The organism is Shewanella mytili (assembly GCF_046765975.1).
GTDB classification, from domain to species: Bacteria; Pseudomonadota; Gammaproteobacteria; order Enterobacterales; family Shewanellaceae; genus Shewanella; species Shewanella mytili.
Genome location: NZ_JBKOUD010000003.1, coordinates 122,334 through 136,163, shown reverse-complemented (window position 1 = coordinate 136,163; position 13,830 = coordinate 122,334). Strand labels below are relative to the sequence as shown.

The 13,830-nt window shown below is 54.5% G+C and carries 9 protein-coding genes and 1 riboswitch; of the genes, 3 read left to right on the top strand and 6 right to left on the bottom strand.

Going from position 1 to position 13,830, the window contains the following annotated elements:
• Positions 1-71: 71 nt before the first annotated feature.
• Complete coding sequence (gene hrpA / locus ACIDEJ_RS04985) at positions 72-3,953, top strand: ATP-dependent RNA helicase HrpA (RefSeq protein ID WP_411987102.1); 3,882 nt, start codon at positions 72-74, stop codon at positions 3,951-3,953.
• Between the two features lie 362 nt (positions 3,954-4,315).
• On the top strand, positions 4,316-4,840 hold the full coding sequence (locus ACIDEJ_RS04980; RefSeq protein WP_411986986.1) for a hypothetical protein: 525 nt from the start codon (positions 4,316-4,318) through the stop codon (positions 4,838-4,840).
• A gap of 122 nt (positions 4,841-4,962) precedes the next feature.
• Here the strand turns inward: ACIDEJ_RS04980 and thiH are convergent, their stop codons facing one another.
• Genes thiH through thiC form a run of 5 tightly spaced genes read right to left on the bottom strand, consistent with a single transcriptional unit; the run spans position 4,963 to position 11,541 of the window.
• Positions 4,963-6,144 (bottom strand): 2-iminoacetate synthase ThiH, encoded by a 1,182-nt coding sequence (thiH, locus tag ACIDEJ_RS04975; protein WP_411986985.1) that lies wholly within the window; start codon positions 6,142-6,144, stop codon positions 4,963-4,965.
• A complete protein-coding gene (locus tag ACIDEJ_RS04970; RefSeq protein WP_411986984.1) occupies positions 6,141-6,929 on the bottom strand; it encodes a thiazole synthase in 789 nt (262 codons plus the stop codon). The genes thiH and ACIDEJ_RS04970 overlap by 4 nt, the downstream gene beginning before the upstream one ends.
• Position 6,930: 1 nt before the next feature.
• Positions 6,931-7,137: a sulfur carrier protein ThiS gene (gene thiS, locus ACIDEJ_RS04965; RefSeq protein ID WP_411986983.1), complete on the bottom strand. Its 207-nt coding sequence runs from the start codon at positions 7,135-7,137 to the stop codon at positions 6,931-6,933.
• A complete protein-coding gene (locus ACIDEJ_RS04960; RefSeq protein WP_411986982.1) occupies positions 7,134-9,554 on the bottom strand; it encodes a ThiF family adenylyltransferase in 2,421 nt (806 codons plus the stop codon). Before ACIDEJ_RS04960 ends, thiS begins: the two co-directional genes overlap by 4 nt.
• The gene (gene thiC / locus ACIDEJ_RS04955; RefSeq protein ID WP_411986981.1) at positions 9,547-11,541 is read right to left on the bottom strand and encodes a phosphomethylpyrimidine synthase ThiC; all 1,995 of its coding nucleotides are present in this window, start codon (positions 11,539-11,541) and stop codon (positions 9,547-9,549) included. The genes ACIDEJ_RS04960 and thiC overlap by 8 nt, the downstream gene beginning before the upstream one ends.
• 208 nt (positions 11,542-11,749) lie before the next feature.
• A riboswitch (TPP riboswitch) is annotated at positions 11,750-11,849 on the bottom strand.
• 620 nt (positions 11,850-12,469) lie between these two features.
• On the opposite strand from thiC, the gene ACIDEJ_RS04950 reads away from it, so the two are divergent.
• Entirely contained in the window at positions 12,470-13,294 is an 825-nt protein-coding gene (locus ACIDEJ_RS04950) for an EAL domain-containing protein (protein WP_411986980.1), read from the top strand.
• Positions 13,295-13,353: 59 nt separating this feature from the next.
• Here the strand turns inward: ACIDEJ_RS04950 and ACIDEJ_RS04945 are convergent, their stop codons facing one another.
• Complete coding sequence (locus tag ACIDEJ_RS04945) at positions 13,354-13,737, bottom strand: VOC family protein (protein ID WP_411986979.1); 384 nt, start codon at positions 13,735-13,737, stop codon at positions 13,354-13,356.
• Between the last annotated feature and the right edge of the window lie 93 nt (positions 13,738-13,830).

Genomic DNA, 13,830 nt, shown 5'->3' with positions numbered 1-13,830 from the left:
GCGGATTTTACAAACCATAGGAAAAACGGCGTATCCTTGCTAGGATCACCGTTTTTCGTTTATTGGATGTCATTGTTTTGAATCGCAAGTTGTCTCCCCTTTCCCGCGAATTTCTGGCGCAGTGCTTTCAGGCCGATGTGGCACCTGTGAGGCGCGCGCTGGGCAAACTTTCCCGTCAGTCAGGCGATGCCGATAAAACCGCCAAACTGGCTGCACTTGCCGAGCAGGCCCAGGCGGCGTTCGCGCGGGCACAACAACGATTGGACAATCGCCCCAAGATCCATTATCCGCAAGAGTTGCCCGTATCCCAGAAACGGGATGAAATCGCCGCCGCCATCATCAACCATCAGGTGGTGATTGTGGCCGGCGAGACCGGCTCCGGCAAAACCACCCAGCTGCCGAAAATCTGTCTGGAATTGGGGCTTGGCAGCCGCGGCCTTATCGGCCACACCCAGCCCCGGCGCCTGGCGGCGCGCAGCGTGGCCAACCGGGTGGCAGAGGAGCTGCAAACCGAGCTGGGGCAGGCGGTGGGCTTTAAAGTGCGCTTTGCCGATGCAATATCGCCGGACTCCTACATCAAACTGATGACCGACGGGATTTTGCTGGCAGAGCTGGCCTCGGACAAATGGTTGTCCCAGTATGATTGCCTGATTATCGACGAGGCCCACGAGCGCAGCCTGAACATCGACTTCATCTTGGGCTACATGAAGCAAATTCTGCCAAAACGGCCGGATTTGAAACTCATCATCACCTCGGCCACCATTGATGTGGAACGCTTCTCCCGCCATTTTAACAATGCGCCGGTAGTGGAAGTGAGCGGCCGGACTTATCCGGTGGAAACCCGTTACCGGCCACTGTTGCAGGATGATGATGCGGATCTGGATTTGGTTGACGGCATTTTTCATGCGGTGGATGAGCTGGCAGCGGAAGGCCCCGGGGATATTCTGATTTTCCTTAACGGCGAGCGGGAAATCCGCGATGTGGCCGAGCAGCTCAATAAGCGCAATTTGCGGGATACGGAAGTGCTGCCCCTGTATGCCAGGTTGTCTTATGGTGAACAGTCCAAGGTGTTCAAATCCCACATAGGGCGGCGCATTGTGCTTGCCACCAACGTGGCGGAAACCTCACTTACCGTGCCCGGCATCCGTTATGTGATAGACCCAGGTACCGCCCGGATCAGCCGTTACAGCTATCGCACCAAGGTGCAGCGCCTGCCCATTGAACCCATTTCCCAGGCCAGTGCCAACCAGCGTAAAGGGCGTTGTGGTCGTGTGGGGCCGGGGATTTGCATCCGCTTGTATGCCGAGGATGATTTCAATAACCGGCCGCAGTTTACCGATCCTGAAATCCTGCGCACCAATCTGGCGTCGGTGATTTTGCAGATGCTGGCCATTGGCCTTGGCAACATCGCCGCATTTCCTTTCATCCAGCCGCCGGATGAGCGCAATATCCGCGATGGCTTTTTGCTGCTGGAAGAGCTGCAGGCCGTTGAACGGCACAAAGGGCAGTTGCGGCTGACCCGCCAAGGGCAGGCACTGGCCACCATTCCGGTAGACCCGCGTTTGGCGCGGATGGTGCTGGAGGCCAACAAATTGGGCTGCCTGCATGAGGTGATGGTGATTGTGGCGGCGCTGTCCATTCAGGACCCCCGCGAGCGCCCCATGGACAAAAAGCAGGCGGCGGATGAAGCTCACAACCGCTTTGCTGACAAAAAATCCGATTTTGTGGCCTTGCTCAACCTCTGGAATTACCTCAAGGCCCAGCAACAAGCGCTGTCCGGCAACCAGTTACGCAAACAGATCAAAGCGGAATATCTGTCTTACTTGCGCATTCGCGAATGGCAGGACTTGTACGCCCAGTTGCGCCAGAGTGTGCATGACCTTAAATGGCGCCTCAACAGTGAACCTGCCGGCTATGACCCATTGCATCAGGCCTTGCTGTCCGGTTTGCTGAGCCAGATAGGCTTCAAGGATCAGAATAACGAATACCAGGGCGCTCGTAACCGCAAGTTTTATGTGTTTCCCGGTTCACCGCTGGCCAAAAAAGGCCCAAAATGGGTGATGGCGGCAGAGCTGACCGAAACCTCGCGGCTGTTTGCCCGCCACTGTGCGGCCATTGCGCCCGAGTGGCTGGAACCGTTAGCGGCCCACCTGATAAAAAAACACTATGTCGAACCGCATTTCGAGGCCAGGCAAGGCGCCGTGATTGCACTGGAAAACCAGGTGCTGTACGGGTTGACGGTAGTGAACCGGCGCAAGGTGCAATTCGGCCCGGTGCAGCCCAAGGAAGCCCGGGAAATTTTCATCCGCAGCGCGCTGGTGGAAGGACAGTTAACCCTTAAAGACGCCTTTTACCGCCAGAACCTAGCCTTGCTGGATGAAGTGGAATCCCTGGAGCACAAATCCAGGCGGCGGGACATTCTGGTGGATGAAGGCACCTTGTTCGCTTTTTACGATGAACGCATTCCCGAGGGCATTTACAGCCTGCCCCTGTTCAAGAAATGGTGGCAGGGGCAGCAGCAACAAACGCCGGAGCTGCTGAATTTCAACCGTGAATTGCTGATGCAGCGGGACGACGCCCATGTATCGGCACTGGATTTTCCCGACAACTGGCAGCAGGACAATTTGACCTTGCCACTCAGCTACCGCTTTGAGCCGGGCGAAGAGGATGACGGGGTATCACTGCATATTCCGGTGGCCTTGCTGAACCAGCTTGAGGAGCGGGATTTCGACTGGCAGGTTCCGGGGCTGCGGGAAGAGAAATGCGTGGCACTCATCAAGTCCCTGCCCAAACCGTTACGGCGCAATTTTGTGCCGGCACCAGATTATGCCCGGGCCTGCGTGCAGGCCATGAAACCGCTGGAGCAGCCCTTGCTGGAGAGCCTGTGCCGCCAGTTGCTGCGCATGAGTGGCACCCGGGTAAGCCCTGAAGATTTTGATGTCAGCGCCGTACCGTCCCATTTGATGCTCAATTTCAAGGTGGAGGATGACCACGGCAAGCTGGTGGCCCAAAGCCGCAGCCTGGATAAACTCAAGGCCGAGTTGCAAGGGCAGGTCAAGTCAGCCATTCGCAAAGTGGCCGACAAAGGCATTGAGCAGCAATCCCTGACCCAATGGAGTTTTGGCCAGCTGCCACAGGAATACCAACGGCGCCGCGGCAGTTATGAAGTCAAGGCGTTTCCGGCGCTGGTGGATGAAGGTGACAGCGTTGCCATCAAATTATTTGATGATGAACAACAAGCCCAAACCCTGCATCGTCAGGGGGTACGCAAGCTGCTGCTCATCAACATCCCGTCACCGGTAAAGCATCTGCAGCAGGCATTGCCCAACAAGGCAAAGCTTGCCATGTACTTTAACCCGTTCGGGCAGGTGCAGTGGCTGATTGACGACATCATTCATGCTGCCGTGCAGCAAATCCTCGATGAAAGTGCCTTGGATGTACGTTCACCGGAAGCCTTTGACAAGGCGCGGGACATGGTGCGCCAGGAGCTGAATGCCACCGCAGAAGCGATAGCGCTGAAAGTGGAAGACATCCTCACCACCCATCAACGGATCCGCAAACGCCTCAAGGGCAAAATCAGCCTCAATATCGCCTTTGCCATGAGCGATATTCAAAGCCAATTGGAACAACTGGTGTTCAAGGGGTTTGTGGAAGCCACCGGTTGGCAGCGTCTGGCGGATGTGAGCCGCTACCTCAAGGCCATTGAAATCCGCCTTGATAAACTGCCGGTGGACCCGAACCGGGACAAACTGCACATGCTCAGCATTCACAACGCGGCCGCGGAGTACGCCGCCACACTGGCAAAATTGCCCAAATCCCAAGCCGTACCGGAAGCCCTGGCACAAGTGCGCTGGATGCTGGAAGAATACCGGGTAAGCTGTTTTGCCCAGACCTTGGGCACCGCCTATCCGATTTCAGAAAAACGCATTCTCAATCAGCTGAAATCCGTATAGTGAACTGCGTTGCCCTGGCGGGAGCAAGGCGGGCTTGCGATAAAGCTCGTGCTTTTGGTTTGATGTTGTGACAGGGCAATACCTGCAAGTGAGAGGCGTTCCCGCTCATTCTCCCCACTCGATGACTGGGGAGAATTGTGATTGGATATCAGACAAATGGATTTACTCATCTAAGCTTTTTTGTCGTATACGCTGCAAAAATCAATTCACGACAAGTGGCTGGGGATTCCCCATCATTTTGGTTCATTCAGTCCGATATTTTTGGCTTTCTATGACAGTGCCAGTGATCAATGAGAGATTAAATAACTAAGTAAACAATGCATTAGATGCTAATCTGTTTGCAAGGGATATAGGGAAGAGTCATGTTCATGGATGAAGCTCATTGCAAGAAACTGTTCCGCACGCATTGGTTTTTTCTTGCTGCGGTGATTATCGTCATTTCTGATATTTCTGTCGCTGTGGTTGATAACTGGTCAAGTCCGGCATTTTTAGAAGCTGCCATCCTCGTTGATTTGGGCATTGTTATCCCTGTCTTGTACTGGTGGCGTTATCGCGCCCGCAATAAGGCAGCGATGCTGCGCACCATGGCGCTGAGCTGTTTGGGCATTTGGGTGGCTGGTCATGTGGTTCCGAGTGAGCATCACCGCATTTTGCCAGTTGTTGATTTTGTTCGATACATTGGACTGGGCATCCTGCTTGTCATCGAATTCAAATTTATCATCATGATCTATCGTGCCGCCTTTCACGGCGAAGAAGCAACATCGTCTGTATTGGTTACAGCCAAAGATGCTGGCATGCCAGATTGGGTCGTTCGCCTTATTGCTTGGGAAGCGTCATTTTGGCGCAAGGTTTGGCGTATGGTGCAGCGCATGATTGTTCGCCACTAAAACCTTAACGGGTTTAGTGGTGAGCCAAATCAGCAAGAGAGGTTTTGACTGACACAACGCCCGGGATCACAGATGATTTACCCTGTTGAGATCCTGGGCGATTTACGGTTTGTGGTGAGTGATCAGTGTGGCGAATGAATGGCCTCGGTAGCGGGGGATTCGCGAGGCGTGAGCTGGCTGCTGCGCCATGCGCCTTCCCAGTCTTTCCATACCGGCTGGAAGCCGGCGCTGCGGATGGCAGCCACCACTTCGGGCACGCTTCTGGCATCATTTATCTCAAACTGATCCAGTGCCGAGTCCGGGTTGGCGTAACCGCCGGGTTCGGTGGAGCTGGCCGCGCTGATATGGGTGATCCCAAGTGGCAGCAAGCTGTCGCGAAATGCCGGGGATTCGCGGGTGGAGAGGCTAAGCTCTAGCGCTGGGCTGAACAGGCGCATGGCGCAAACCAGCTGCACCAGCGCCGCATCGGTCACCAATGACACCGGCACAATGCCGCCTACGCAGGGGCGCAGTCTTGGCAGGGAAACGCTGTAACGGCTGCGCCAGTACCGGCGCTGCAGGTAATCCAGATGATGGGCCATTAACAGTGCATCCAGACGCCATTCATCCAGTCCCAGCAATACCCCAAGCCCGATTTTATCCACGCCGGCGTTGGCGGCCCTGTCCGGCGTGTCGAGCCGGTAACGAAAATCCTGCTTGTTACCGCGCAGGTGGTGCTGGGCATAAGTGGTGGGCTGATAGGTTTCCTGATACACCAGCACCGCATCCAGCCCTTTGGTGACCAAGGCGGCGTAACCGCTTTCGCTCAGGGGCTGCACTTCCAGTGACAGGTAATTGAAGCGGCGTTTCACCAGGGGGAATACCCGTTCAAAAAAGGCTTGTCCGGCTTTGGTTTCATGCTCGCCGGCCACCAGCAGGATGGAGTCAAACCCACGGGATTTCAAAATGGCCATTTCCGCTTCAATTTCATCATCGTTCAGGAGTTTGCGGCGGATTTTGTTGCTCATGCTAAAGCCGCAGTAATCGCAGTCATTGGCACAGAGATTGGACAGGTAGAGCGGGGCATATAGCCCAAGATTGGCGCCAAAACGTTCCCGTGTCAGGGCGGCGGATGCCTGCGCCATGGGTTCCAGCAGCGTGGTGGCCGCCGGAGATAGCAGGGCGCTGAGGGCGTCAAGGTTGCCGATGATGCGTTCAGGCTGCGCCAGCCAGAATTCGGCGTCATCCCGGGTGGCACTGCCAAGTTGCAGCCTTAGTCTGTCCCTGTCGATGCTGGCAAAGGCATCGCTAAACTGACCTTTCATTGTGAAATCCTTTCCTCTTGGGGGCTATTGAGAAATCCGGTAAGCGGACTGGTATGGCTGGCGCGCGCAGTCACGGCGCCAAGACCGGCTTCATAAGCGGCGCGGCCGGCCGCGACGGCGGCACGAAAACAGCCCGCCATGGCAATCGGATCCCGGGCGCTGGCAATGGCGGTATTGACCAGCACCGCATCGGCGCCAAGCTCCATGGCACGCATGGCCTGTGACGGAGCACCAATGCCGGCATCCACCACCACCGGAATGCTGGCCTGCTCGATGATGATTTTCAAGAAGGGTTCGCTGGCCAGCCCCTGATTGGAGCCGATGGGGCTGCCAAGGGGCATGACGGCGGCGCAGCCTGCCTCTTCAAGACGCAAGCACAGCACCGGATCGGCATGCACATAGGGCAACACCTGAAAGCCCTGGGCGCACAGCTCGGTGGCGGCGCTAAGGGTTTCAACGGGATCGGGCATCAGGTAGCGGGGATCGGGATGGATCTCCAGCTTGATAAGCGTGGTGCCCAGCATCTCCCTTGCCAGTTCGGCGGCAAAAATCGCTTCTTTGGCATTGCGGGCACCGGCGGTGTTGGGCAGCAGGGTCACACCTGCCGCTTGCAAGGGGGACAGCAAGTCATCGTTTTGCTGCTGAAAGTCCAGCCGTTTCATGGCCAGTGTGACCAGCTGGCTGCCACTGCGCTCTAATGCCTTGAGCATGGTGTCGGCTGAGGCAAATTTACCGGTGCCACTGAACAGCCGTGACGCCAGGGTTAATCCTGCAATATGTAACATGTTAGCCTCCTGCTACTGCGGTAAAAAATTCCAGGTTGTCCCCGGCCTGACAGCAGGTTTGCGGCCAGCAACTGCGGGGCACCAGTGTGCCGTTGCGCACAATGGCAACGGCGGTTGGGGTAAATCCCTGCTGGCTGACCAGCACGTCTAGCGTTGTGCTGTCTGCCAATTGCAGCGGTTTGCCATTAAGGGTGATGGTAATGTTCATGATGCCAATCCTTCTGTTATGGTCCCTTGGGTCACAGGGGCGCAGCAACTGCATTGGGGGTCTGCCTGCAACCGGGCTTGGGTGAGCTCAAGCGTGACGCTGTTAAAGCGGTACAGCTTGCCAAGGCTTGAGGTTTCTCCGAGCAGGGCATTGATGGCCAGTAGCGATTGCAGCGCGGCCAGTGATTGCACTGCCGGGCCGAGCACGCCTTGTTCGCTGCAGCGGCCATTGCTGCGGCTGTCCCGCGGGAACAGGCATTGGTAGCATCCCGCCTCAGGCAGTTTGGCCGGATGCACATGGCATAAAAGTCCCTGATCGCCACTGAAGGCGGCAGAGATCAGCGGCAGCTGCCGTGCAACGCAGGCTTGGTTAAGAGCGTGGCGGCAAGGGAAATTGTCGCTGGCATCAATCACCAGATGGGCGCCATCCAGTAAGGGGGCGCTTTGCTCATCAAAGCGGTGCACCACGGCCTCAAGCGCGCAATCGGCAAAGGCTGCGCCAAGGCGCTTGGCTGCTACCTGCACTTTGTAATCGCCAATGTCCTGCTCGGTGTATAAAAGCTGGCGGGGCAGGTTGCCAAGCTCCACTTTATCCGGGTCAATCAGCCGCAAGCGCCCGATGCCGGCAGCGGCAAGGGCATGGGCGACTTGATGCCCCAGGCCGCCAAGCCCGACAATCGCCACGGTTTTATGCCCCAGCGCCAGTTGCCCTTGCTCGCCCACCCGGGGGAGCAGGATCTGGCTGGCATAACGGATGAATTCCCGGCTGGAAAGACACTGTCGCAGATGACGGGGCTCACGGCCGTACCATTGCTGCTGCAACTGCTGAAACGCCATTGCCGGATTTGGCGCTTGTGTAATGGCCCTGACAATGGCCACATTGGTGGCACCGGTGGCGCGCACGGCGTCAAGGTTGTCACCATTAATGCCGCCAATGGCCACCAGTGGCAGCTCTTGGGCAAAGGTGGCCGCGTAATGCCGCAAGCGATTTAAGCCCTGTGGCAATGAGGGCATCACTTTGGTGGTGGTGGGGAAAATATGCCCCAGCGCCAGATAACTGGGGCGTTGCTGCAATGCCAGCAGCGCTTCAAAGTAGCCGTGGCTGGAAAGCCCCAATGCCATTCCTGCCTGGGCGATGGCGCTTAAGGCCTCGGGCGCACAGGCCAGGTCTTCCTGCCCCAGATGCACGCCAAACGCGCCGTGCTTCAGTGCCAGTCGCCAGTGATCGTTGATAAACACCCGTGCTTGATACTGCTCTCCTAATCGGATGGCGCGGATGATGTTCGGCTCCAGCTGTGCCATTTCGTAGGCATCAGTGGCATGGGCCTTGATGCGTAGCTGAATGGTCTGGCAACCGGCCTTTAGCAGGGTTTCCAGCAGGTCTACATCACTGACCACCGGATACAACCCCAAGTCCTGCGGCAGTTGTTTAAAGACGGGCGTGGCCGCAGGGCTGTTTTGAGGGTAATGGGCCAGCGGCCAGATTGCCGGCATCCACGCCAGGGCATCCGGCCAGCCGGGACGCCCCAACGGCCCCGGGCCTTGCCCCACACCGTAAGCATGTGTGAGTGCGCCGTTGATGTAGGCTTTGGCCAGCACCAGTGCATCGGGCAATATCCAGTCTTGCGCCAAAAAGGCCGCAATGGCGCTGGAGAGGGTGCAGCCGCTGCCGTGGTTGTGGCTTGTGGTTTGCCGCGGGCTTTCCAGCACAAACCCGTTATGGCTGTGCAGGGCCGAACTGTGGGGCAGGTTTTTGAAGATCACCAAATCCTGTGCTTTGGCTGTTGTGCGATCGCCTCCTTTTGCCAGCAAATGGCAAGGCAGGCTCGCCGCCAGTGTTTGCGCAGCGCTCGCCCAACTGGAAAAATCCTCGGTAACGCCGGACATGTCACCCAGTAGTGCCAGCTCTTTCACATTGGGCGTCAGCAGGGTGGCAATGCGGGCCAGCGGCGCGTAATTGAGGCGTACTGGTGTCGATTTGCCTGCCGCCGTGTGCGTTGTACCTTGTGCCGTATTGGGCGCCGCCGTTTGGCTCTCCGAGGCCGCCAGCGCATCACCGCAGCTGGCAACCATGACAGGGTCCACCACCAAAGGCACCTCTGGCAGGTGTTGCTGCAGCCAGAGGGCCAGCAAGTCAAGCTGTTGCTGATTGGCAATTAGCCCGATTTTGACCGCTTTGGGCGGCATGTCGGTCAGCAGGGTGTCTAACTGGCTGAGCAGCATTTCATCACTGACCGCCTGACTGAGATTGACCGCCACACTGTTTTGCGCCGTCAGGGTGGTGATGACCGAGCAGCCGTGGCAGCCCAAATCCCGCAAGGTGGCCAGATCCGCCTGAATGCCGGCGCCGCCTCCGCTGTCGCTGCCGGCAATGGTCCAGACAATGGGGCGGGCCGCAGAAGCTGAGGGCTCAGACATTTTCGGCTGGCTCCTTCCCGGTTGCCGTTGAGGCAACATCATGCGTTTGATGAACGTCAGCAGGAACTTCCCGGTATAGGCGGCTGCCACCGGCTTTAAAGGCTTGTGACATCTGTTCCATGCCATCTTCCACCTGTTGCACGTTGATGCGTTCAGCCTCGGTTGCCCCATTAGCGGTTAACGACGCAGCATAATCACGCACGTCCTGGGTGATTTTCATGGAGCAGAATTTGGGGCCGCACATGGAGCAAAAATGCGCCACCTTGGCGGATTCCTGGGGCAGGGATTCATCGTGAAACGCCCGGGCGGTATCCGGGTCCAGCCCTAGGTTGTACTGATCTTCCCAGCGGAACTCGAAGCGGGCTTTGGACAGGGCGTTATCCCGCAATTGGGCGCCGGGATGCCCCTTGGCCACATCGGCGGCATGGGCCGCAATTTTGTAGGCCATCAGCCCTTGTTTGACATCCTCTTTATTGGGCAAACCCAGATGTTCTTTGGGGGTGACATAACACAACATGGCGCAGCCGTACCAGGCAATCATGGCCGCACCAATGCCGGAGGTGAAATGATCATAACCCGGGGCGATATCCGTGGTTTGCGGGCCAAGGGTGTAAAACGGCGCTTCATCGCAGCATTCAAGCTGCTTGTCCATATTGGTTTTAATCAGCTGCATGGGAATGTGCCCCGGGCCTTCAATAATGGTCTGCACATCATATTCCCAGGCAATTTTCACCAGTTCCCCAAGGGTTTCCAGCTCGGCAAACTGGGCGGCATCGTTGGCATCGGCAATGGAACCGGGGCGCATGCCATCCCCGAGGGACAGTGACACATCATAGGCGGCACAAAGTTGGCAAATTTCACGGAAATGGGTATAGAGGAAGTTTTCCCGATGATGGCTCAGGCACCATTTGGCCATAATCGAACCGCCACGGGAGACCATGCCGGTTACCCGGTTGGCGGTCATGGGCACGTAACGCAGCAGCACCCCGGCGTGGATGGTAAAGTAATCCACCCCTTGTTCCGCTTGCTCCAGCAGGGTGTCGCGGAACACGTCCCAGGTTAGGTTTTCAGCAATGCCGTTGACCTTCTCCAGCGCCTGATAAATGGGCACGGTGCCAATGGGCACGGGTGAGTTGCGCACAATCCACTCGCGGGTTTCATGAATATAGCGACCGGTGGAGAGATCCATCACGGTATCGGCGCCCCAACGGGTGGCCCACACCAGTTTTTCCACCTCTTCCTCAATGGAGGAGGTTACGGCGGAGTTGCCGATATTGGCATTCACCTTCACCAGAAAATTACGGCCGATAATCATCGGCTCCGCTTCCGGATGGTTGATGTTGGCCGGAATGATGGCGCGGCCGCGGGCCACTTCACTGCGGACAAATTCGGCCGTGATGGGCGTGCTGACCACGGCGCCAAACGCCTCTGGCGCACCGCGGCGGTTTAGCTGCTCATCCTGCTCAAGGGCGGCATTGGCCCTTGCCATGTTTTCACGGATGGCAATGTATTCCATTTCCGGGGTAATGATGCCTTGCCGCGCGTAATGCAACTGGGTAACACAACGGCCGACATTGCCCCGACGAGGTTGGGGCAATGCATCAAAACGCAGGTGATCCAGTCCTTCATCCGCCAGACGCTGCTGGGTAAAACGGGAGCTGACGCCTTCAAGGGATTCGGTATCATTTCGCGCCAGGATCCACGGTTGTCGCAGTTTGGGCAATCCTTGCCGGACCTGGATATCCGCCGCGGGATCGGAATAGGGACCGGCACAATCATAAACCCGCACTGGCGGATTGGGCTCTGAGAGCAGTTGCCCATCCTTGCCTTGCACTTGTGTTGGGGTTTGCCGGATTTGCCGCATGGACACTTGAATGTCCGGCCGGGAGCCTTCGACAAAAATCTTCTCGGACATGGGGTGTTGCAGGGGCTTGAGGTTTTCAATAAAGGCCTGTGCCGCTTCACGGGTTTGACGACGATTTGACATAAGCAAGCTCACTTGGTTGATAAATGAAATTGCTTGTCTGGAGAGTTGAGGTAAGCGCAGCCGCCCGGATGATATCGAGCCCAGCTGAAGTGAATGGCCTGCTTTAGGACTGGCAATGGCAATACCGGGATGCCGGGCGCGGGCGCTGTTGCACATGCGTTAGCATCTTGGCAGCCAGTCCCTGACGGTGGTATACCGGGGCAGGTGTTAACACTGAATGCTTGTTTCCTTCGCAGGGATTAACCTGATCAGGTTCAACGGATCCCGAATAAACGGTCTCAGCCTAAAAGGCACTCCGACAAGATGGGGCAAAGTATAGGCCTAAAAGCATTGGCTTAACAAGCGGTTAATTATGGCTTGCTAATGGTGTCCCCCAGCGGGATGTGATAAAGCGTCAACCAAACGGTCCGGGGCCTTGCATGCGGGTGTAAAAATCATTGGCAATAGGTTGACAAAAAATGTGATATGTAGATGATTACCCCCTTTGGTAAGAGAGTTTTTACTCTAACCCTTTGGAAGGTACCTTGCTGAGGCTAGTGACAAAGCCATGGACGATAAGCTGCGATAAACATAAAAATTACTTTTATCGTAATAATTATTCAGGCAAGTTACGGTTAACGCAATTATTTACAACCCCTTTCACACGTGTTTGATAATAAGATTTTCCCGGCTGAAACATTTGCTTACATTTTTACAATTAATACACATAACGTCATTATTTTGGCATTAATGGATTAATTGACTGAAATTTGGCGCAAAGCATTATGCTGTCAAAATATTTTCACGTTATAAATTTGTTAAATAAAAATATTAGATTTAATTAACTTAATTTATTTTATCGGTGTTAACTGGACGCGATTTATTATATTGACTTGTGACATGGTTGTGATTAATTAACGTTATATTGAATAACGCTAAGGGGTCATTTATGACGTGTGCTAAAAGTAAAAAGCCAATATCTATTGAGCCGCACCTGCATGTAGTGAGCAAAACCACGCCATCCATTAACAATAAATGTTATTTAAATTCATGCATCTTTTATAAGAACATTCTTAACAAGAATAATATTAAGCAACGTTGCCGTTATTACCATGTGGGACAGCATATCATCGGTCGTGATGGGGCTTTTCATGGGGTGGAGGTGTTAAGCCGCCTGGCAAATGCCGACGAGGGCGAGATTAACTACGAAGACTACTTCAGAAACCTCAACCAGCAAGGGCACAAATCTCTGTTATTGGAAATACTCAATAAAATATGCGTGTTCGTGATTAATGACAATTGTCTGGGGAGCACCCGTTTTTTTGTTAACGTGGAGCGTTTTTCCCTGATGGACTCGGAAGTTATCAAGAACATCATCTTCACCAATGATGTGATAAAACATTATAACGACTCTTCACTGGTACTTGAAATCACCGAAAGAAACTCAACGCTTGCCGAATATACTGTTGAAAACAAATATAAACTCAAAGATGCTGGCGTGTTGCTGGCCATGGATGACAGTACGCTCCGTCGGGTTGAAATGATGAAAGACAGCCTTAATTTATATGACTATCTTAAATACGATATTCGCTTTATTAAGGAGATGTTGGCCAATCCAATGTATAAAGAACCCTACTTGGAATTTTTATATTGGTGTGTGGAAAACAAGATAAAACTGATTGCTGAGCGCGTGGAGTTTAAAGAAGATTATAATCTGGTATCACAAATGCCATTTTCTTACATGCAGGGGTTTTATGAGTTGCTGAATCCTTGAATGATGCGGTATCAGTTTTTAATGATGCATCTCGTGCAAGCAAAATATATGTTAATGCCCTATAACAGGGTATTGGGCAGTAATTTCAATTCTATTTTATTATCTTCCGGATCATACAGATAGAGTGACCGACTTACTCCTCTGGCACCATATTTCTCAGTAAAAGGTTCAAACATCACTCCCTGACGATGTAAATGTTGCAGTATGAAGGTTTCGTCAGAATCGGCGATATTAAGACAAAAATGTTCCACATTGAATCCCATGTCATGTTGATCACGAAGTTGCAGATCAATGAGCACATTACCTACACGGAGTTGCCATAATGGTGGATGATCCAATTGCCGCTCAAGCCTTGCATTTAACACCCTGCCGTAAAAATCCAGCATGACTTCAATATCGCTGCACAGCAGTACCAGATGATCCAGCTCTATAACCCGTAACATAATATGTCCCTGCATGTTGAGCATAACCTAAGTGTAGTTAATCTTTGGGTTACAAGGGATGCGTTTACGTGTGTGGTGAAAGGCGCTTGACTG

Excerpts from the sequence above, each read along its gene's own strand:
- ACIDEJ_RS04980 (WP_411986986.1), top strand. The coding sequence starts at position 4,316 with ATGTTCATGGATGAAGCTCATTGCAAGAAACTGTTCCGCACGCATTGG.
- thiH (WP_411986985.1), bottom strand. The coding sequence starts at position 6,144 with ATGAAAGGTCAGTTTAGCGATGCCTTTGCCAGCATCGACAGGGACAGA.
- ACIDEJ_RS04970 (WP_411986984.1), bottom strand. The coding sequence starts at position 6,929 with ATGTTACATATTGCAGGATTAACCCTGGCGTCACGGCTGTTCAGTGGC.
- thiS (WP_411986983.1), bottom strand. The coding sequence starts at position 7,137 with ATGAACATTACCATCACCCTTAATGGCAAACCGCTGCAATTGGCAGAC.
- ACIDEJ_RS04960 (WP_411986982.1), bottom strand. The coding sequence starts at position 9,554 with ATGTCTGAGCCCTCAGCTTCTGCGGCCCGCCCCATTGTCTGGACCATT.
- thiC (WP_411986981.1), bottom strand. The coding sequence starts at position 11,541 with ATGTCAAATCGTCGTCAAACCCGTGAAGCGGCACAGGCCTTTATTGAA.
- ACIDEJ_RS04950 (WP_411986980.1), top strand. The coding sequence starts at position 12,470 with ATGACGTGTGCTAAAAGTAAAAAGCCAATATCTATTGAGCCGCACCTG.
- ACIDEJ_RS04945 (WP_411986979.1), bottom strand. The coding sequence starts at position 13,737 with ATGTTACGGGTTATAGAGCTGGATCATCTGGTACTGCTGTGCAGCGAT.